This is a genomic window from Kitasatospora sp. NPDC058478 (assembly GCF_042720345.1).
In the GTDB taxonomy this organism is placed as follows: Bacteria; Actinomycetota; Actinomycetes; order Streptomycetales; family Streptomycetaceae; genus Kitasatospora.
In genome coordinates this window covers 1-19,820 of record NZ_JBHXML010000024.1, presented here as the reverse complement: position 1 = coordinate 19,820, position 19,820 = coordinate 1, and the positions used below count along the sequence as shown (strand labels likewise).

18 protein-coding genes and 1 tRNA gene are annotated in these 19,820 nt (G+C 72.6%); 7 read left to right on the top strand and 12 right to left on the bottom strand.

The genetic code is table 11. From position 1 onward, the window contains the following. Window positions 1–159: 159 nt before the first annotated feature. The 3 genes from ACFWPT_RS15410 to ACFWPT_RS15400 form a co-directional block, all read right to left on the bottom strand. Entirely contained in the window at window positions 160–609 is a 450-nt protein-coding gene (locus tag ACFWPT_RS15410) for a hypothetical protein (protein ID WP_380482171.1), read from the bottom strand. Window positions 610–716: 107 nt separating this feature from the next. Further along, entirely contained in the window at window positions 717–1,271 is a 555-nt protein-coding gene (locus ACFWPT_RS15405; RefSeq protein WP_380482169.1) for a recombinase family protein, read from the bottom strand. Between the two features lie 79 nt (window positions 1,272–1,350). Continuing rightward, window positions 1,351–2,403 carry an LLM class F420-dependent oxidoreductase gene (locus ACFWPT_RS15400; RefSeq protein WP_380377671.1) on the bottom strand — a complete coding sequence of 351 codons (1,053 nt, stop codon included), beginning with the start codon at window positions 2,401–2,403 and terminating at the stop codon, window positions 1,351–1,353. 251 nt (window positions 2,404–2,654) lie between these two features. On the opposite strand from ACFWPT_RS15400, the gene ACFWPT_RS15395 reads away from it, so the two are divergent. Together ACFWPT_RS15395 and ACFWPT_RS15390 are read left to right on the top strand one after the other, a co-directional pair. Next, a complete protein-coding gene (locus ACFWPT_RS15395) occupies window positions 2,655–3,635 on the top strand; it encodes an aldo/keto reductase (RefSeq protein WP_380482167.1) in 981 nt (326 codons plus the stop codon). Window positions 3,636–3,684: 49 nt separating this feature from the next. After that, window positions 3,685–5,913 carry a helix-hairpin-helix domain-containing protein gene (locus ACFWPT_RS15390; RefSeq protein ID WP_380482165.1) on the top strand — a complete coding sequence of 743 codons (2,229 nt, stop codon included), beginning with the start codon at window positions 3,685–3,687 and terminating at the stop codon, window positions 5,911–5,913. A gap of 85 nt (window positions 5,914–5,998) precedes the next feature. Here ACFWPT_RS15390 and ACFWPT_RS15385 read toward each other — a convergent pair whose 3' ends face one another. Beyond that, window positions 5,999–6,604, bottom strand: coding sequence for a hypothetical protein (locus ACFWPT_RS15385; protein WP_063346931.1), 606 nt, complete (start codon window positions 6,602–6,604; stop codon window positions 5,999–6,001). A gap of 390 nt (window positions 6,605–6,994) precedes the next feature. Between ACFWPT_RS15385 and ACFWPT_RS15380 the strand changes: the two genes are divergently transcribed. After that, window positions 6,995–7,204 (top strand): DUF5703 family protein, encoded by a 210-nt coding sequence (locus ACFWPT_RS15380; RefSeq protein ID WP_033350848.1) that lies wholly within the window; start codon window positions 6,995–6,997, stop codon window positions 7,202–7,204. 319 nt (window positions 7,205–7,523) lie between these two features. Here ACFWPT_RS15380 and ACFWPT_RS15375 read toward each other — a convergent pair whose 3' ends face one another. The 3 genes from ACFWPT_RS15375 to ACFWPT_RS15365 all read right to left on the bottom strand — a co-directional run bounded on the left by ACFWPT_RS15375 (window position 7,524) and on the right by ACFWPT_RS15365 (window position 10,577). Next, entirely contained in the window at window positions 7,524–8,399 is an 876-nt protein-coding gene (locus ACFWPT_RS15375; RefSeq protein ID WP_380482163.1) for a chaplin, read from the bottom strand. A gap of 298 nt (window positions 8,400–8,697) precedes the next feature. Beyond that, window positions 8,698–8,940 (bottom strand): chaplin, encoded by a 243-nt coding sequence (locus ACFWPT_RS15370; RefSeq protein WP_063346933.1) that lies wholly within the window; start codon window positions 8,938–8,940, stop codon window positions 8,698–8,700. A 305-nt stretch (window positions 8,941–9,245) separates the two neighbouring features. Beyond that, window positions 9,246–10,577: a M20/M25/M40 family metallo-hydrolase gene (locus ACFWPT_RS15365; RefSeq protein WP_063346934.1), complete on the bottom strand. Its 1,332-nt coding sequence runs from the start codon at window positions 10,575–10,577 to the stop codon at window positions 9,246–9,248. 290 nt (window positions 10,578–10,867) lie between these two features. Here ACFWPT_RS15365 and ACFWPT_RS15360 point away from each other — a divergent pair. After that, a tRNA-Leu gene (locus ACFWPT_RS15360) sits at window positions 10,868–10,955 on the top strand. A 286-nt stretch (window positions 10,956–11,241) separates the two neighbouring features. Here ACFWPT_RS15360 and ACFWPT_RS15355 read toward each other — a convergent pair. From ACFWPT_RS15355 to ACFWPT_RS15335, 5 genes are all read right to left on the bottom strand, one after another. Next, a complete protein-coding gene (locus ACFWPT_RS15355) occupies window positions 11,242–12,459 on the bottom strand; it encodes an alpha/beta hydrolase (protein WP_380482161.1) in 1,218 nt (405 codons plus the stop codon). A gap of 230 nt (window positions 12,460–12,689) precedes the next feature. Then, window positions 12,690–13,364, bottom strand: a complete 675-nt coding sequence (locus ACFWPT_RS15350; RefSeq protein WP_363377203.1) for a response regulator transcription factor — start codon at window positions 13,362–13,364, stop codon at window positions 12,690–12,692. Continuing rightward, the gene (locus tag ACFWPT_RS15345) at window positions 13,361–14,566 is read right to left on the bottom strand and encodes a sensor histidine kinase (protein WP_380482159.1); all 1,206 of its coding nucleotides are present in this window, start codon (window positions 14,564–14,566) and stop codon (window positions 13,361–13,363) included. Before ACFWPT_RS15345 ends, ACFWPT_RS15350 begins: the two co-directional genes overlap by 4 nt. Window positions 14,567–14,806: 240 nt before the next feature. Next, window positions 14,807–16,483 carry a DUF6297 family protein gene (locus tag ACFWPT_RS15340; protein WP_380482157.1) on the bottom strand — a complete coding sequence of 559 codons (1,677 nt, stop codon included), beginning with the start codon at window positions 16,481–16,483 and terminating at the stop codon, window positions 14,807–14,809. Window positions 16,484–16,488: 5 nt separating this feature from the next. Further along, window positions 16,489–17,187 carry an ATP-binding cassette domain-containing protein gene (locus ACFWPT_RS15335; RefSeq protein WP_380482155.1) on the bottom strand — a complete coding sequence of 233 codons (699 nt, stop codon included), beginning with the start codon at window positions 17,185–17,187 and terminating at the stop codon, window positions 16,489–16,491. A gap of 516 nt (window positions 17,188–17,703) precedes the next feature. Between ACFWPT_RS15335 and ACFWPT_RS15330 the strand changes: the two genes are divergently transcribed. The 3 genes from ACFWPT_RS15330 (at window position 17,704) to ACFWPT_RS15320 (ending at window position 19,741) form a co-directional block, all read left to right on the top strand. Continuing rightward, window positions 17,704–17,877, top strand: coding sequence for a cypemycin family RiPP (locus tag ACFWPT_RS15330; protein WP_159398383.1), 174 nt, complete (start codon window positions 17,704–17,706; stop codon window positions 17,875–17,877). A 107-nt stretch (window positions 17,878–17,984) separates the two neighbouring features. Beyond that, complete coding sequence (locus ACFWPT_RS15325) at window positions 17,985–18,833, top strand: hypothetical protein (protein ID WP_380482153.1); 849 nt, start codon at window positions 17,985–17,987, stop codon at window positions 18,831–18,833. Then, complete coding sequence (locus ACFWPT_RS15320) at window positions 18,830–19,741, top strand: alpha/beta fold hydrolase (RefSeq protein WP_380377689.1); 912 nt, start codon at window positions 18,830–18,832, stop codon at window positions 19,739–19,741. The genes ACFWPT_RS15325 and ACFWPT_RS15320 overlap by 4 nt, the downstream gene beginning before the upstream one ends. Window positions 19,742–19,820 lie beyond the last annotated feature (79 nt).

Here is a 19,820-nt window from a genome sequence, read left to right as displayed (position 1 = left end):
CCGGAGTTCGTCGCTAGGTTTGAGGCACGCCCTGTGACTCATGTCAGAACTGACATGAGGCACAGGGCAACTGCGGAATTCTCCGCAGTTCTGGCGTGGGGGCGTCCTCGGAAAATTCCGAGGTGCAGGGGTCTGGGCCCGGTCACCACGCCCGGCGGATCAGCCTCTCAGCGATGGCCTGATGGTCCGGCTTGGCCGGGGGGCCGGGTCGAGCCCGCCGGAGCCGAACAGCGGGCGCGGGATGACGGCCTCGGCCAGGTTGCGGCACAGCGCGTCCAGGTCCACGAAGGGGGCGGCGGTGCGGGCGGCGTCGGCGGCGAACGGCGGCAGCGCGTATCCGGCGATGACCTGGTCCGTCTCGGCCCGGCGGGCGTCCTCGGCGGCCTGGCCGCGTAGCTCGTCGACCTCGACGGACGCGCCGCTGTGCTCCTCGCGGACGTGGGCCAACTCGGCTTCCAGGTCGGCGATTCGTGCGTCTCGCGGGTCGGGCTCGGGCTCCGGCCGGCCGGAGGGGTCAGCCTCGGCAGCGGAGGTCGGCGCGGGGTCGGCGGGCGCGGGGGTGCCGGGATGGGCGACACCGCCCGGGATGACCTCGGCGGGCGTGGGCATGGACTCTCCGATCTGGGCGGCAGGACGGGGGCAGTGCTCATGTCCACTTGGACATGAGCACCCGGAGCCCAATGTCAGATCTGACATTGGGCTCCGGGCCGTGCCGGTCACGCCTTGGCGGGCGGGGTGACCGTGAAGGCGATGGCGCGGGCCGCCCCGCGACCTCCCCCGCCGAACGGGCCTGTACCGCGCGGGTCCCGGTTCCGTGTCCGGATGTTCCGGTGCTCGATCTGCGCGCCGAACAGCTTCGCGTTGAACTCGATCTCCTGGCTCGGGTCGTCCAGGTCCCAGAAGCCGGGGTGATCAGCGGTGAGGAGGAGACGGCCCGCGTTGGTCTCCCTGGCGAGCCGCAGCCCCTCCAGGACGTCACGCCCGAGGCGATCCACGGCGGACGCCGCAAGTCCGTCATAGGGCCCGCGCTGGGCCTTGAGCCACGGCCCCAGCTTCGGACGCGTGAGCGGGTCGGACGCGCCGGACACCTCCCAGTCGTCCGCCCACCCGATGACGTGCCCTCCGGCTCGCTCGGCCGAGTCGAGGATCGCGTCCCGCTGCCGTGCCGGTGAGCTGGTAGCCGCCTGCACGCGGGAGAGTCGGCGAACGCCGAGCAGACAGCGCCCGCAGCCGTCGTACGGCGTCACGGGCGCGTCATTGGTGCTGGTCATAGTGGGCATGTGTTCCCCAGGGGCCGGGGCGGCTCGCGCCGCTGAACGGGCGAACCCGGGCCCCCAGGGATGCCCGCTGCTAGGCGAGCCCTGCCAGCTCCAGCGCCTCCACACCGACGCGGAGAGCGTGGATCCTGCCTTCCAGCGAATAGTCGACACTGGCGGGGGCCAGGGTGAGCGTGGTGACGCCCTCGTCGGCGTAGGCCTGCATCCGGTCGGCGATCCGGGCGGTGTCGCCGATCAGCGAGGTGGCGTCGATCAGGTCGTGCGGGACGGCGGCCGCGGCGCCCGCGTAGTCCTTGGCCAGGTACTTCTCCTGGATCTCGTCGGCGGCCTGCTCGTAGCCCATCCGCCGGGCGAGCTGGTTGTAGAAGTTCTTCTCCTTGCTGCCCATGCCGCCGATGTACAGCGCGGCGTAGGAGCGCTGGGAGTCGACGCCGGCCTTGATGTCCTCGCCGACCGCGATGGTGACGGTCGGGCACAGGTCGAAGCCGTCCAGGCTCTGCCCCGCCTTGGCGCGGCCGGCCTTCAGCGGGTCGAGGGAGAGCGCGGCGTGCTCGGGCGAGAAGAAGATGCCGAGCCAGCCGTCGGCGATCTCGCCGGTCTGCTCCAGGTTCTTCGGGCCGATCGCGGCGATGTACAGCGGGATGTGCTCGCGCACCGGGTGCACGGTGAGCTTGATCGGCTTGCCGGGGCCGCCGGGCAGCGGCAGCGTCCAGTGCGCGCCCTCGTGGACCAGCCGCTCGCGGGACATCGCCTTGCGGATGATCTCCACGTACTCGCGGGTGCGGGCGAGCGGCTTGTCGAACTTCACCCCGTACCAGCCCTCGGAGACCTGCGGGCCGGAGACGCCGAGGCCGAGCCGGAAGCGGCCGCCGGACAGGGTGTCCAGGGTCGCCGCGGTCATCGCGGTCATCGCCGGGGTGCGGGCGGGGATCTGGAAGATGGCCGAACCGACGTCGATCCGCTCGGTCTTCGCGGCGACGAAGCTCAGCACCGTCGCGGCGTCCGAGCCGTACGCCTCGGCCGCCCAGCACACCGAGTAGCCGAGCCGGTCCGCCTCCTGGGCCACGGCGATGTTGTCGGCGTCCATGCCGAGACCCCAGTAGCCGAGGTTGATTCCGAGTCGCATGTGCCGAACCTTCCAGTCGGTGAGGGTTGGTGGCGAGGGTAGCCGCGCACTCGCCGGTCATGCTACTGACCGGTAGTGGTGGTCTGGGTCACACCCGCCGCCGACCGGGCCAGGTGATCGTTCTGCGGGTCGCCACCCCTGCCCGGACACCGGCCGCTACGCTCAGCCGACGTGGGGAGCGCTCTCCCCACCTGCGCGTTCTCAGGGCTACCGGGGCGCCCGGTGCCACCGGCCAGTGGAGGACCCGTCCGATGGAAAAGCGTCACCTCGGCCGTACCGGTCTCCAGGTCTCCCGGCTCGGCCTCGGCACCATGACCTGGGGCCGCGACACCGACGAACACGAGGCCGCCGAGCAGCTCAAGGAGTTCGTCGACGCCGGCGGAACCCTGCTCGACACCGCCGACGTGTACGCCGACGGCGGCGCCGAATACCTGATCTCCCGGCTCACCGACAACCTCGTCCCCCGCTCCGAACTCGTCATCGCCACCAAGGCCGGCAGCGTGCCGGAGTCCGCCCGCCGCTTCGACGGCTCCCGCGGCCACCTCCTCGCCGCCCTCGACGCCTCGCTGCGCCGACTCGGCACCGACTACGTCGACCTGTGGCAGGTGCACTCCTTCGACCCCATGACGCCCGTCGAGGAGACGCTCAGCGCCCTCGACATCGCCGTCTCCTCCGGACGCGCCCGGTACGTCGGGGTCTGCGACTTCAGCGGCTGGCAGCTCGCCAAGGCCGCCACCTGGCAGCGCGTCCACCACGGGCGGACCCCGCTGGCCGGGGCCCAGCTGGAGTACTCGCTGCTCCAGCGCGGCATCGAGCGCGAGGCGCTGCCCGCCGCGGCGGACGCCGGGGTCGGGCTGCTCGCCTCCTCGCCGCTCGGGCGCGGGGTGCTCACCGGCAAGTACCGGCACGGCGTCCCGCAGGACTCGCGCGGCGCCTCGCCGTACCTGTCCGGGTTCGTCCAGCCGTACCTCGGGGAGCGCTCGCGGCGGATCGTCGACGCCGTCGCCACGGCCGCCGACGGCCTCGCCAGCAGCCCGCTCGCGGTCGCCCTCGCCTGGGTCCGGGACCGGCCCGGAGTGGCGAGCGCGCTGGTCGGGGCCCGTACGGTGGCACAGCTGCAGGCGGCGCTGTCAGTGGAGGCGCTTACGCTACCGGGTGAGATCCGTGGTGCGCTGGACGACATCTCGTCGCCGGTGCACCGCTACCCGGACCAGGGGTGGAGCGAGCTGTAGCCCCCCTCGTTCAGCTGAACACGCAGTGGAGTGACCCTTGGAGCGGACGATGAGTGACACGGAGAACGGCGCTCCGGAGGAGACCTCGGCAGTCTCGGTGAGCCCGACGGAGAAGGCGAGCCCCGCGGAGACGGCGAGCCCGGCACAGTCGGCGAGCCCGGCGGAGAAGGCGGCGGCGATCGCCGAGCTGGCGCAGCGGATCCGCAGCGTCGGCCCGCAGGCCGCACCACCGGAGGGCGAGGGCCGCGCCGCGGCTCCCGAGCACGCCAAGGACGTCAAGGACGGCCAGGGCGCCAAGGCCCCGACCCCGACCCCGGCCCCGGCTTCCGCGCAGCCCGACCAGCAGCGCGCGCAGGCGCTCAAGGACACCGCCGAGGTACTGACCGCCGGGGGCGCCCCGGCCGATCTCGCGACCGCCGCGGTCGCCGAGTTCGGCGACGGCGCCGCCGAACAGCTGCGCTCCGACCCGTGGGCCGTACTGTCCCTGCCCGGCGTCCGCCCCGAGCACGCGGACGGCTTCGCCCGCGGCCTGCTCGGCCCCGCCGCCGGCCCCGGTGACCCGCGCCGCGCCCAGGCGCTGGTGCCGTGGCTGCTGGAGCAGGCGGCGCTGCGCGGCCACTCCGCCGTCGAGGTCGCCGAGATCGCGGCCGGGCTCGACCGCCACGGGCTGCCGGACTCGGCCGCGGCGATCCAGGCCGCCGTCCTGGACGGGCGCGCGATGCCGTTCCAGGAGGAGCTGACCGGCCCCGAGGCGCACGCGGCGGGCGGCGACGAGGACGAGGAGCCGCCGACCCGGACGCTGCTCGCCCTGGAGCGGCTCGCGCTGGCCGAGGAGAGCCTCGCGGACGGGCTGGTCCGGCTGATGTCGACCTTCGTGCCGGGCGAGGACCCTGAGCCGGGCGACGAGGACGCGGCGGCGGAGGAGGATCCGGAGGAGGAGGACACGGCGGAGGACGCCGAGTCCGCGGCCGACTCCTCGCCGGCCTCCGGCTCCGAGGCGGCCTCCGGCTCGGGCGCGGCCCCCACGGAGGACACGGTGGAGGCCACAGCAGAGGCCACGGCGGAGGAATCTCCGCAGGCCCCCGCCGCGCCCGGCCCGACCGCGTGGGCGGCTGCCGGCGAGGCCGCGCCGTCCTCCTCCGCGACCGCCCTGATCCAGGCCGTCGCCGACAGCGCCCTGGTGCTGCACACCGGCGGCGAGGCCGCCCGCGCCGAACCCGCCGCGCTGCTGGCCGCTGCCGGCGGCCTCGGGCTGCGGGTCTGGGCCGCCACCTGGACCGACCAGGGCCGGGAGTCCTTCGCCGCGCTCACCGACACCCCGGCCGCCGTGATCACCCTGGCCGACCTGCTCTCCGGCGCCGCCGGGCCGGGCCGCGCCGCTGACGGCACGCTCGCCCTGGACGTCCTGGTCGTCCTCGACGCCCCGCTGCTGGACGTCGAACTGGCCGCCACCGTCCTGGAGTCGCTCGCCGACGGCACCCGGCTGGTGCTCAGCGGCGACCCCGGCCAGCTCTGGTCGGCCGGCCCCGGCCGGTTCTTCGCCGACCTGCTGGCCGCCAGGGTCTGCCCGGCGGTCGCCTCCCGCACCCCGGACTTCGGCCCGATCGGCGAGCTGGTCTCCGGCGTCGGCATCGGCGAGCTCCAGCCCGTCGAGGCGCCGGACAAGGAGGTGGTCATCCTGACCGCGAAGGACGGCGGCGAAGCCGTCCACCGCGCCCTCCAGCTGCTCACCGACTCCATTCCCCGCGCCCTCGGCATCCCCGCCGAGCAGGTGGTGCTGCTCACCCCCGGCCACGGCGGCCCGGCGGGCACCCGGGCGCTGAACGCCGCCGCGAAGGCCCGGCTCAACCCGGGGCCCGGCCGGTTCGGCGGCTTCGACCCGGGCGACCGGGTGGTCGACTCCCCGGCCCCCGGCGTCACCCGCCCGGCCCGGGTGCTGGACGGCGACGCCACCGGCCTGCACCTGGCGTACGCGGACGGCTCGCGCCGGACCGTCCCGCCCGCCCAGGCCGGCCGGCTGCGGCACGGCTGGGCGCTGACCGTCCACCAGGCACTCGGCCGCCGCTGGCCGGGCGCGGTCGTGGTGCTCCCGGAGGACGCCGGCCCGGCGCTCACCCGGCAGTGGGTCTACACCGCCTTCGGCCGCGGCGAGCGGCACCTGTCCGTGGTGCACGCGGCGGGCCCGGCGCTCGCCCAGGCCGTCACCGAGCGCCCGGCGCAGCCGCGCACCACCCGGCTGCGGGCGATCCTCGCCGAGAACGCCGCCTCGGCGTACTAGCCCTGTCCGGCGGTTGGCGGAACGCGCGGAGGGCGGGCCCCCTACAGGTGGGGCCCGCCCTCCGGGTGTCCGCACGACGAACGGTTCAGTCGTCGGGGTCCTCGTCGTCGTAGACCTCGCTCACGTCGAACCGGCAGATCAGCATCTGCGGGTCGGCGTGCTCGAAGGGTTCCGGCAGCCACTCCCCCGGCTCGGTCGGCTCCGCCGCCGCGACCCAGAGCGTCGAGTCCGCCTCCTCCAGGCCGAACTCCTCGCTGCGGGCGGCGATCTCGTCCGGCTCGTACTCGCCGAACAGCACACCGATCGCGGCGTTCACCCCGCTGGTGCCGCCCCCGCCGGGGGTCAGCGACTCGTCGAGCCGCTCGGCCTGGGCGCGCAGCCGCTTGGGGTCGGCGACGTGGTAGTCGCGGCGGATCAGCACGCTGATCGCCTCCGGCTGTTCGGGGCCGTGGTAGCCGCCCGGACCCTCGTCCCCGGGGATCTCGAAGGGGGTGACCTCGTCGTAGACCTCGTAGAGGATCTGGTCGTAGGCGATGGCCGCCGTCGCGAGCTGCTCGTAGGCGGCGGACACAGCGGGATCATCCGCTGCGCTGGGGCTTGACACCGCTTCCAGATGACGGTCGATGGCGGCCTTGACCGCCTCGGCGGCGGCGCGTACCTCGGCAATGGTTGGCTGCGCGGCATCAGACATGGTGCAGACGCTATCTCCCCGCGGTGTCGGTACGCACAGCGGTTGTCACCTACACCCGCGATTTCACCGCAACTTCCCCCCTGATGTCCGATCCGCGTGGTTCTGTCCCCGCGCATGCCCGGCGCGAAGGGCGTGCGGCCGGGCCGCGCGGGGCCGATCGGGTGCCGCTTCGCGCGCCGGGATCGGGGTATCCCGTCCGGAGGAACAACGGAACTGATGCACTGTCAGGCGAGCCGGCGCGCCCCGGCCGGTCCGGGGCGTCCTGCCGGGTCGGACGGACGTCCGGGAGGACGTCCGGGAGGACGTCCGGGAGGACGTCCGGGAATACCCGGGCCGACTGTCCGAGGCAGGTCGTAGGCTTGCGCGCAGGTGATTCTCAGGAGGAGCGTTTTGACCCCACCGAAGCCGGTCCGGCAACCGGAGTACGAGTACCAGTCGCTGCGCATGCCGCGCGGCACCACGCGCAACGCGGCACGCCAACTGCTCACCGAGCACGCCGAGTACGGGCACTGGGAGCTCGACCGGCTGCGGCTGTTCCCCGACGGGAGCCGGACGGTCCGGCTGAAACGACGGATCATCCGGCAGGTCCGGAGCTGGTGACGGGCGAGCGCGTCTGAGCCCGCCCGCCGCGGCGGGGGTGGACGGGCGGGGCGCCTGGGCGGGGAAGGCCCGGGCGGGAGGCGGCCGGGTCGGGGAGCTCCGGGCCCGGGAACGCGCCCGTCGCGGTGGGGATTTCACGCCGGGCTTTCGGGCCGGGGCTTCACGTCACCGTCAGGCCTTCGTACGGGCTTTCACGCCGGGCCTCCGCTTGCCCGCGGCCGCCCGTACCTCCAGGCGGCCGCGGGCGCGTCACGCTCCGGCGTCGTGCTCCGGCAGCGCCGCTGGGGTGCGGCGCCGCGGGGTGTGGCCTAGCGGCCGCTCAGCGGGCACCGGCGCGGGCGCGGCGGTAGAGCACGCCGCCACCGAGCAGCAGGGCGAGGCCGGCTGCGCCGAGCAGTTCGACGTCACCGGCGCCGGTGGAGGCCAGCTGGCTGCCGACGGCGCCGCTCGGCGAGGAGGCGACGGCCGGGGCGGCGGCGCGGGCCGCGACCGGGGCGACCTGGCCGCTCGCGACCGGCGCGACGGCGGGGGCCGAGTGTGCGCCGGCCTCGGGGGTGGTGGACGGGCCGCCGTTGCGCGGGTTGCCCGGGACCTCGCCGCCGGCCTGCGGCGGGATGGACGGGCTGTGCTTCTCGGGGCAGTCGTCGGCCGGCTTCGGCGCCGGGGCGGGCTGCGCGACGTTGGCGCAGTCGTTGCCGAAGGCGGGGTTCCCGACGCCGACCACGTCGACGGAGTTGCCGCAGGCGTTGACCGGGACGTGCACGGGGGCCTGGATGCTGTTGCCGGAGACCACGCCGGGCGAGTTGGCGGCGACGCCGGAGGCGGACGCACCCGAGGCGGAGGAGCCCCGGCCGGTGCCGCCGTTGGCCCCGGAGCCTGCGTGGGAACCGGAGCCGGTGTGGGAGCCGGAGCCCACGTGGGAGCCGCCCGGCTTCGCGGCCTCGGGGTGGCCGCTGACGTTGGCGCAGCGGTTGCCGTAGGACGGGTTCAGCACGCCGATCACGTCGACGGTGTTGCCGCAGGCGTTGATCGGCACCTCGACCGGCACCTGCACCGAGTTCCCGGAGGCGACGCCCGCCGAGCCGGCGGCACCTCCCTGGGCCTCGGCACCCGCGTAGGCGTAGCCGGCGGTCGAGGCCAGGACACTGCCGGTGGCCACGACCGTGAGGATCCCCTTCTTGGCTACATTCCTCATCTTTTCCCCTGACGTATCGAGAACGACGTGACGACCTTGACGTAAATACCTTCCGAAAGTCGGAATTTCCGTATATCCGGATATCCGGCAAGGTCTTCGACTGCACAGGAGTTAACGAGAGGACGGCGGGCAGGTTGAGCCGAACGAACCAGCTTCACCCGATCGAGCGATTGCCCCCTTGTTCACCTCTCCGCACCCCGCACTCGCACCCCGCATGCAAGCGACCCCCGGGCGGCGCGTCCGCCACCCGGGGGTCGAATGAGTCGGCTCAACGAGCCTCAGCAGCTCGGAGCGTGACTCAGAAGTTGGCGCAGTGGTTGCCGAACGCCGGGTTCAGCACACCGATCACGCTGACGGTGTTGCCGCACAGGTTGACCGGGACGTGCACCGGGATCTGCACCTGGTTGCCGGCGACGACACCCGGGGAGCCGGCGGCCACACCCTCGGCGGCGGCACCGCCGTGAGCGGACGCGACACCGGCGGCGGCGATCACCAGGCCACCGGTGGCGGCGGCAACAGCGGCGATCTTCTTGACCTTCATCATTCCTCCTGTATGGACAACGCAACCCGTTCGGCGGGTTGCACAGGGATGAACGAGGGTGTGGCAAACGGGGTACGGAACAGATTTGCCATTCACTCGCAACGGTGACGTCTCGCACGCACGCTCGATCCGCATTTCCTTGCAGGATCGTTTCTGTTGATCTCCTTCGCCCTGTCCCAAATCATTAGCTCGGACAATGCGGACGGCCCGCCCCCGGCACTCCGGGAACGGGCCGTCCGCCCAAGGTGCTCAGCCCAAGGAGCTCAGCCCAAGCCGCTCGACAGGCAACGCTCGGCAGGCAACGCTCAGCAGGCGTCGAGGAACCGGTCCAGCACCCGGACGCCGAACTTCAGCCCGTCCACCGGCACCCGCTCGTCCACACCGTGGAACATCCCGGCGAAGTCCAGCTCCGGCGGCAGCTGCAGCGGCGCGAAGCCGAAGCAGCGGATCCCGAGGTCCTGGAACGACTTGGCGTCCGTCCCGCCCGACAGGCAGTACGGCACCGCGCGGGCGATCGGGTCCTCCGCCCGCAGCGCCGTCTGCATCGCCTCCACCAGCGCGCCGTCGAAGGTGGTCTCGATCGCCTTGTCCGAGTGCAGGCTCTCCCGCTTCACGCGCGGGCCCAGCACGCTGTCCAGCTCCGCCAGGAACTCCTCCTCGTAGCCGGGCAGGAAGCGCCCGTCCACGTGTGCGGTGGCCTGGCCGGGGATCACGTTCACCTTGTACCCGGCGCCGAGCATGGTCGGCTGGGCGGTGTTGCGCAGCGTGGTGCCGATCATCTTGGCGATGCCGCCGAGCACCCGCAGGGTCTCGTCCATGTTCTCCGGGTCGAGCTCGACCCCGAGAGCGTCCGACAGCTCGTTCAGGAACGCCCGTACGGTCTTGGTGATCCGCAGCGGGAACTTGTGCCGGCCGAGCCGGGCGACCGCCTCGCACAGCTCGGTGATCGCGTTGTCGTCGTTCTCCATCGAGCCGTGCCCGGCGCGGCCCTCGACCGTCAGGCGCATCCAGTGCATGCCCTTCTCGGCCGTCTCCACCAGGTACAGCCGCACCTGGTCGTTGACCGTGAAGGAGAAGCCGCCGACCTCGCCGATGCCCTCGGTCACGCCCTCGAACAGCTCCGGGTGCTTGTCCACCAGGAACCGCGCCCCGTACGTGCCGCCGGCCTCCTCGTCCGCGACGAACGCCAGCACCAGGTCGCGCGGGGGCTTGCGGCCGGTGCGCAGCCGGTCGCGGACCACCGCGAGGGTCATCGCGTCCATGTCCTTCATGTCGACCGCGCCGCGCCCCCACACGCAGCCGTCCGCGATCTCGCCCCCGAACGGGTCGTACGTCCAGTCCGCGGCGTTGGCCGGCACCACGTCGGTGTGGCCGTGGATCAGCAGGCCCGGGCGGGAACGGTCCTCGCCCTCGATCCGCACCACCGTCGAGGCCCGCCCCTTGGCCGACTCGAAGATCTGCGGCTCCACCCCGAACTCGGCGAGCTGCTCGGCGACGTACTCCGCCGCCTTGCGCTCCCCCGGGCCGGAGCCGTCCCCGTAGTTGCTGGTGTCGATCCGGATCAGATCGCGACAGATCCCGGCGACCTCCGACTCAGCCGTCGCCCTCGGCCCCGCCGACTCGCTCCGCTCGCTCACGGTCACTCCTCGTCTTTGGCCCGCACCGACGCACCAGCGCGCCACCCCCAGGACCTGCACCCGGGCGTACGAGCACGTACGCCCATCCTCCCCCAGCCCCCGACCCGGATCCACCCCCTGCGCGCCCCCGAAACCCCCTGGTCACGCCCCCGCCACACACTCCCCCTTGCCCCCGCCACCACCCCCGCACCCCCGCCCCGAACCGTTTTGGGACCCCAAGCCGATCTTTGCTACAGTTACATCTGTCAGCGCGGCCGACGAGAGAACGAAAGCCGCAAAGACAACACCCGGTCCGGGTGGCGGAATGGCAGACGCGCTAGCTTGAGGTGCTAGTGCCCTTTATCGGGCGTGGGGGTTCAAGTCCCCCCTCGGACACCAGCTAAGACCCCTGATTATCAGGGGTTTTTTGCTTTTCCGGTCACGGTGCAGCAGTCACGTGACCAACCGCGTGACCCACCGGCCGGCGGGCTTGCCCTTCGACCAGGGCGGACAGGCCCAGCCGGCCCGGTGTCGACGCCCACCCCCGTGGCGGAGTCCGCCCCTGCGGGGGAAAGCGGTACCGATAGCACCCAGGCCTGGTGGAACCACAGCACGCACTACTAGCGAGTCTCCCGCAGCCGTGTCGCGCTGCCTGTCCGCCTCGACGGCCGGCCGGGACCCGGGGTCAGCGTGCGTCCGCGAGGAGGAAGTCGAGCAGGATCTGCCGGCTCGTCTGGGAGGTGAGGCTGCCGTACGCGTCGTCGAACGCGTGGTCGGCGAAGGGCAGTTCCTTCACCTCCACGTCGACGCCCTGCTTCCTCAGCGCGTCGCCGAGGCCGGTGACGGTCTCGGGGCGGGCGCTGCGGTCGCGGTCCCCGACGACGAGCAGGGTGCGGGGCAGGCCGGGACGGACGTCGGAGGTCGGGGACACCTCGCGGTAGCGGTCCGGGTACTGCTGCGGGGTGCCGCCGGTGTACATCTGCGCCGCCTCGCGGGTCCCGGCCACGTCGTCCTCCCACATCTGCGCGACGTCGGTGCCGGGGTAGAAGCCGATCACGGAGGCCGGGGGCGTAGGGGTGGCGCCCTCGGCGGCCTTGATGGTGCCGTTCTGGAGGCGGTAGGCGGTGTTCATCGCCAGGGTGCCGCCCGCCGACATGCCGCCGAGCGAGATCCGTGCGCCGTCGACGCCGTACACGTCGGCGTTGCGCTGCACCCAGCCCATGGCGGAGACGAGGTCTTGCGGGGCCTTGCCCCAGGTGGGACGGTCGGGACCGGCCAGGCGGTAGTCGACGGCGAAGACGGCGACGCCGTGGTCGGCGAGCCAGCGGCCGGTGCCGCGCAGGTCGTTCTTGTCGAAGGTGTGGAAGCCGCCGGCGTGGGCGAGCACGACAGCCGGGGTCCGCTTGCCCGGGGCCTTCGCGGGCAGGTACGCGTCCACCCGCAGGGGCTCGCCCTCGGGGCTCGCGAACGTCTCGGTCGCGTCCGGCTTCGCCGCGGGGTAGGAGAGTTCGGTGAACACCTGGCCCAGCGAGATGTCGACGCCGGCCTCCCTGGCGGCCTGGAACTGGATGCCGCCGATGACCAGGGCGCCCACGGTGCACAGCGTCGAGACGCCGGTGACCACGCGTCCCCAGCGCACCAGGCCGGCCCGCCAGGCCAGCGCGGCGAGGCCGGCGGCGACGAGGGCCAGCAGGGCCGTGTGGAACGGGTACTGCCCGCCCAGGACCGGCCCGATCACGCCCGCCTTGGGTGTCGAGGGGACGTACGCGCCGAGCACGATGGCGACGGTCAGGAACGCGAGGAACGACGCCAGGACGGCGGAGGCGGCCCGCAGGATCCGGACGGGCCGGCCAGCCCGTCCGGGCCGGGCGGGCGAGGCGGCGAGGCTTCGGGGTGTGGTCATGGCTGTACTCCTGCGATGGTGCGCGGGGCGGTCGCCGCCGCCCGCGGAACTTGTCGGGAGCCGCGAGGTCCTCGGAACCGCACACGGGGCGGCGAGGACCGGCTCGTACAAGAACGCTAGGAATCCGGCACCCGCACGGGCCTCACACCGCGGAGCCATTCTCCGGAGCAGCTCTCAGGTAGGGGGTCGGGGGGAGACGTCCGCGCCAGTGCCGCCGCACTACCGCGGGATCACAGATCGGTGCGGCCGGGAACGACCAGTCCCGTCTCGTAGGCGAGGACTGCGGCCTGGGTGCGGTCCCGCAGCTGCAGCTTCTGCAGGATGCTGCCCATGTGCGTCTTGACGGTCTGCTCGGCGACGACGAGTTCGGCGGCGATCTCCGCGTTGGACAGGCCCCGGGCGACCAGCGTGAGCACCTCGGTCTCGCGGTTGGTGAGGACGTCGATCCGCACCTGGGCGGGCGGTTTCGCCGAGCCGCCCAGCCGGGCGAACTCCGTGATGAGCCGCTTGGTGAGTCCGGGCGACAGCAGCGCGTCCCCGGCGGCCACGACGCGTACCGCCTCGGCCAGTTGGACCCCGGAGGCGTCCTTGAGGAGGAACCCGCCGGCGCCGGCCCGCAGCGCCTCGTACACATACTCGTCGAGGTCGAAGGTGGTCAGGACGAGGATCCTGGTCGACAGGCCGGCCTGCCCGGTGATCCGGCGGGTGGCCTCGATGCCGTTCAGTCCGGGCATCCGGATGTCCATCACGATCACGTCGGGGCGGAGCTCCTCGGCCTTGGCCACCGCGTCCAGGCCGTCCACGGCGGTCGCGATCACCTCGATGCCGGGCTGGGCGCCGAGGAGCACCGAGAAGGCCTCGCGAACCATCGCCTGGTCGTCGGCGATCATCACTCGGATCGTCATGCGGTCTGTTCCCTGTCTGTCCGGACGGCTGGGGCTGCGGGCACCGGCAGCAGTGCGGTGACCTCGTAGCCACCGTCGGGGGTGGTGCCGGCGGAGAACTCCCCGCCGAGCATCACGGCACGTTCGCGCATGCCCAGGAGGCCGTGCCCGGCTCCCGGCGGGGGCCCGGCGGCCGCGGTGCCGGGCCCGTTGCGGATCCGCAGCCGCAGGGCGGCGTCGGTGTACGTCAGCTCGACGCGGGCCGCGGCGCCCGGGGCGTGGCGCAGCGTGTTGCTGAGCGCCTCCTGCACGATGCGGTAGGCCGACAGCTCCACGCCCTCGGGCAGCGGTCGGCGCGTCCCGGAGACCACCGCCCGCACGTCGAGCCCGGCCGCGCGCACCCCGGCGAGCAGGTCGTCGAGCCTTTCCAGGGTGGGTTGAGGAGCCTCGGGAGCACGCCCGCCGGGACGGTCCTCGGAGCGCAGCACGCCGAGGAGGCGGCGCAGCTCGGTCAGTCCCTCCAGGGCGCCCGCGCGGATGTCGGCCAGCGCCGCGACCAGTTCCCGGGGCGGGTCCGCGACCCGGTACGGGGCGGCCTCGGCCTGGATGGAGATGACGGACATGTGGTGGGCGACCACGTCGTGCAACTCGCGCGCGATGCGGGCGCGTTCCTCCAGGACGGTGCGGTGCGCCCGCTCCTGCGCGAGGGCCCGCTCCTGCTCCGCGAGCCGGGCACGGACCTCCCTCGTCCGGCGCACCCCGGTCGCGGCGGCCACGACGAGGGCGAACAACACCAGCACGATCACCGTGAAGTACCAGGGCCCGATCCGCCCGCCCGCCAGCTGCAGTCCCAGCAGCAGCGCGGTGCTCAGCGCCACCGTCTCTCCCGTCACCCGCGGCGGGTTGCGCAGCGCGACCAGGAACGACAGCCCAGCCTGCACGGCCCACGCCCATCCCGTGTACGGCGCGAAGGGCGGGTACAACGAGAACACCGGCAGCATCACCAGCGACAGCCACCAGGCCGGCAGCGGCCGGCGCAGCGCCGCTACCAGGAGCGCGGCGTGGAGCATCCCGAGCGGCCGCAACGGGATGTCCTCGGTAGCGGAGACGGCCGCGAAGACCGCCACCGCGACGACCGCGCCGTGCGGCAGCCACCTCAGCAGTCCCGGCCCGCTCATGGGCGGCATGGGCTGCGGGGCCGGGGTGAACAGATCCTTCCTCACGGTGTGCAGCGCTCCGCGCACCGACCACCTCCTAGGGGCTCTCTTTCGGATCACGCCGGGCGCGCGACGCCGGGGTGCATTCGGTCACCACGCTACGGAGCGGACCCGCCGGTCGGCCTCCCGCCGCGGAGCCGTTCTCGGCCTGGCTCTCAGGTATGAGGCGTCACGGGCGCCCGCCTCCGGAGGGACCGCCCGACGATGCGTCCGCAGCGGCGGCCGGCCCCTGGTGTGGGGCCGGGGCTATCGGGTGTGGAGGCGGTGGGCGGTGCGCCGGACCCACCAGAGGGCGGCTGCGGTGACGGCCAGGGTCCAGGCGAGTTGTGCCGCGGCGTACGGGTGGCCCTGGGCTGCGGAGCGGGCGAGCGGGAACAGGAGGGTGCCGACCGCCAGCGGGCCGCGCAGGTACCAGAGCGCCACCTGGCCGGGGCCGGTGTTGCCCATGGGGGTGTTGACGCCGATCGTCAGGTGCACGGGCACGACGCCCCGGTAGGAGCTGACCAGCGCGGCCGCGGTGAGTGCGGGTACGGAGGCGAGGAGCGGGAGGAGTCCTGCGGTCTCCCGGCCGGCGAGCGCGCACGCCAGTGCGCCGGCCCCGGTGAGCGCGAGGAGGAGGCCGCCGGGCACCGCCGAGTGCTGGAGGGCGAGCGACTTGAACGTCCAGGGCAGGTTGGTGGAGCGCCGCGGGTCGTCGCTCTCCAGCCGTGCCGGCTCGGTGAGTTGAGCGGCCGCCAGGTATTCGGCGACCAGGGACAGCACGACGACGATCTGCTGTGCGGTCGAGGTGAAGGAGGGGGCCGCCGCGGTCAGTCCGACGGCGATTCCGCTCCAGACGACGGCCCACCCCAGGCGGCGGGGGTTGCGCAGCAGGCAGGTGAGGTCGCGCCACGGGACCAGCAGCAGCCGGTGCCGCGGCATGGGGAGGCGGAGCCGGGGGGTGCTGTTCCGCTCCTTGAGCCGCGGTACTCCGGAGCGGGCCTGGCGGAGGTCGAGCATGAGGACGGACGTGCTGATCTGGGCGGCGACCGTCGCGCGCAGCCTGAGGGCGGCTTGCGGGATCGCGGGCAGTTCCCGCCAGGCGAGGGCGAGGGCGAGCACCGGGGTGCCGACGGACAGCACCGTGCCGGCGGCGCCCGCCGCACCCACGAGGCCGAGCGCCCACAGGAGCGGTTGGGACGCCCACCCCCACGGGCCCGACCAGAGCAGGAGGCCCTGCAGCCAGCCCGTCCGCCCCTGCGTCCATGCCGTCCACACGCCGACGGCGGCGACCGCGGCGAGGAGCCACCCTGCGGCGAAGACCCTGCGGCCGTACCGGGACATCCACTGGTCGTGCCGCTCGACCAGGACGCCGACCGCGCTCGTGGTGAGTGCCACCGAGACGCCCGTCCAGGAGCCCGCGAGGGTCAGCAGGATCCACGACTGCGGGGCCAGGCCCTGCAGCAGGAAGCCCGCGACCGCGCCGGCGACGCCGCTCACCACGGAGGCCAGCGCCACCGAGGACCGCAGCCCCGGTGCGAGCAGGGCTCGCCGGTCGACGGCCGAGGGCAGCAGGAAGCCGGTGGTGGCCCGGTCCAGCAGGACCGGGCCCCGCCACATCGCTCCCCGGGCGGTGAGCAGCAGGGCGAGGACCAGCACCGCCGGGATCAGCGCCAGGAGCGTCGCGGACGCCTGTTCCCCGATCTGCACGGGCGGCCGGTCGGCCGCCCGGGTCGAACTCGTCCACTGGAGCAGGGCGGGGACGCCCCAGCAGCCGCCCACCAGGAGGACCGTGTAGGCGATGAACCACGCGCTCCTGCGCTTCTCCTGGCGCGTGCCGCTCCGGGCTTCGCGCAGGAACAGCAGGGTGTCCGCGGTGCAGTCCCCCGACCTGTCGGGCACCCGCGCCCTCGTCCCGGTCGCGGGTGCCACGCTGTCGCTCAAACCGTTCATCCTTCCCCCTGCACCGCCCCGGACGGGCCCGGGTGCCCCGAACGCGAGCCGACTTCGACGATCTGGTCCGCGACCTCGTTCAGGGCCCGGTGATGGGTGGCCATGAGGACGGCCGCTCCGCGGTCGCGGTGCTCCGCGATCAGGCGGGCGAGGGCGGTCCGGGCGTGGGAGTCGAGCCGCTGTTCGGGCTCGTCGAGGATGAGGAGGTCGTGCGGCCGGATGAAGGCGGCGGCGAGGAGCAGTGCCTGGGTCTGTCCGGAGGACAGGGCCGAGGGGAACTGTTCGGACTGCGCCGTGAGGCGGTGCGACTCCAGCGCCCCGTCGACCGCGGCATCGGCTCCGGCGCCCATGCCGTGCGACAGCGCCACGAGCCGCAGGTGCTCCCGCACGGTGAGGTCCGGGTAGAACGCACCGGGATCCATCACCGACGCGACCCGCTTGCGCACGTCCAGGGAATCCTCGTGGATCTCTTCCCCGTCGAAGACGACCGACCCTGCGGAGGGTCTCTCCCGGCCGGCCGCCACGCGGAGCAGGGTGCTCTTGCCGGATCCGTTCTCCCCGACCAGGGAAACGCACTCACCACGGTGGATGCGGAGGGAGACCCGGTCGAGCACGGTGCTGTCACCGTACGCGTGTGTGACATCGACGAGTTGCAGCAGCGGTGCGCCCGCCGCCTTGCCGGTTTTGTTTTTCAATCGACGAGCCGTCTTCTCTCGGATGATCGAAACGTTCATTTTCACACTTTTCTGAACATTGGGCCGATCATAGCAAGGCGCCCCAATCCTGCAAAGCCGACCCAAATACACCCTCCGGGCGGCCGGCATGCGCCCTCCGGCCGAACCAGAACCCGAACCCGAGGCCGTCAAGTCAAATGGGGCGATTCGAGGCCATACGGACTGTTCGGCGGAATCCGCCACCCGCCCGGATTCTCGATCAAGGCCTGACCTGCGATATCAATGATCGAATACAGGAACACCCGGGGACTCCGCAACAAAAGGGGCATTGCACAGAATTCGAGGAATGTCCACCTACAATGGAATTGGTCAATTTCTTCGAAATTATCCGCCGCCGATTCGCATTGCGCACACCATGAACACATCAAGGGTATTCCCGTGGTTACCGAAACGACATATGGTCGAACGGCAGCGGCCGGCAGCGGACGTCGGTCCTCTGTGGGTTGGCCGCTGTCTCCACCATCAAAAGGAGAAAGAGTGAACGCCACCGAATCGCGTGTCGAGTTCGTGACCGATGCCGTCAACGCCTCGTTCGCGGAGGCGCAGGAGGGTTTCGTGAACGCACACAACGCTCCCGCGATGACCACCCCCACCATCATCGCCGTGTGCGAGGTCGTCGTGACGGGCAGCACGATCTGCCTCGGCTGCTGAACCAACTGACCCACCGGTGACACCACCCATGTGAGCAGACGGGCCGGAAAGGGGGACGAGCGGTTCCCCTTTCCGGCCCCGCTCGACCGGAGCACGAGGACGCGTGAATGCCATTCACTAAGATCGTCAACGAGCCTTCCCACCCCATATCGCGCGAGGACGCGCATTACTGGACGCTGGCCCCGGCCGCGGTGGGCGAGATCATCAGCGGCCTCGAAGCCTTGACCCGGACAGCCGCCTACGGACCCAACGGCCTTTTGCAGGGCCTGAGTTCGAAACGCGATCGCAGCGTCGTCCCGCAGGCTCTCCGCAAGGCGATCGACAGCCGCGGCGGCGCCGTCGCCATCAAGGCCATGGGCGTCGTCGGCGGAGCGCTGACCCTGACCGGCCGCAGGAGCCGGGCGCAGCAGATCACCGGAGCCGGCCTGATGCTGGCCTCCAGCGGCCTGAGCAAGTACCGCACCTCGTTCGGCAGGGACGGGGCGGACCACATGGCCGCCCTGATCTGCGGCTACCGCCTGCTCACCGCCTTGGTCCCCGAGGCCGAGAAGTCCGACGACCTCTTCCTGCGCGCGGTCAACGCCCAGACCTTCATCGCCTACGTGACCGCCGGCGCGGCGAAGGCGATCTCCAGTACCTGGCGGTCGGGCGAGGCGCTGGAACAGGTCCTGCAGACCCAGCAGTACGGGGACAGCGCGGTCGCCAAGTGGCTGAAGAAGAGCCCGCTGCTGTGCAGTTCGATGACGTGGTTCACCATCGTCTGGGAGACGGGGTTCCCGGTCGTCTACCTGCTGGCACCGGCGGACGCCCGCAGGGCCCTGGCCGGCGTCAAGCTCTTCCACCTGGGCATCGCCGTGACGATGGGCCTGCCGCGGTTCTTCTGGGGATTCAGCTCGGCCCACGCGGCGGTCCTCTACGCCGTGGACCGCCTCCCCAGGAACGGGGGCCGGGGATGAGGTTCGAACGCCAGGTGGTCGCCACCTTCGGGGCCGCCGCCGTGGTCAGCGCCTACCTCTCGTACATCCGCCTGGAGGAGGAGTACACCCGGCGCGGCGGACTCAAGGGGACCTCCCTGATCCAGGGCCCGGACGGCCTCGCGATCGAGTACGCGCTCGATGGCGGGGAGCTCGGCCCCACCGCCCCCGTCGCGGTCCTCGAAAGCGGCCTGGGCGCGCCGCTGGAGTCCTGGGACTGGGTGGCCGGGCTGCTCAGCCGGCGCTTCCGGGTCCTGCGCTACCACCGCAGCGGGTACTGGCGCTCGAAGAGCAGGCTGCGGCCGGCCCAGTTGGTCGAGTTCCTCCTGCAACAGCTCGCGCCGCAGGGCGACGTCGTCCTGTGCGGCCACTCGATCGGCGCCCTCACCGCCATGAACGTCGCGGCGGAGTCCGCGTACGTGCGCGAGCGCGCCACCGTCCTGCACATCGTCGACGGGACGGACGCCGTCCTCCTCGGTGAGGACCGCGGGTCGAAGCGGCGGGTGGCGCGCTACAACCAGGACACCGCGCGACGGCTGCTCGGCTCGGCCCTGGGCACCACCCGCTGGCTGACGAGCCCCACCGAGCGGGAACTCGAATACCGCCCGGACATCCAACGGGCGTACCTGGCCTCGATCTCCAGCCCCCAGGTACTGCTGGCGGCGCGCCAGGAGTACCTGCACGAGCCCCTCACCGGCCAGGACTTCGTGGCCGCCGGGCCGCTGCGGCGCGTCGTCATCTCGGCCGCCAACAACACCGAGCAGCAGCGCAAGCTCAGCGAGCGGGTCGCCGCGGACTTCCACGTCGTGCCGGCGAGCAGCCACCGGTCCATCATCGCCAAGCCCGCCCTGGCGCAGCAGACGGCGGCGATCATCCTGGAGTCTCAATGATGAAGTCAAGATGCCTGCGCGACCGGTGGGGCGGAGGTGAAGATCCGGTTGTCGCGCAGGAGCGCCCACAGCACGTTCG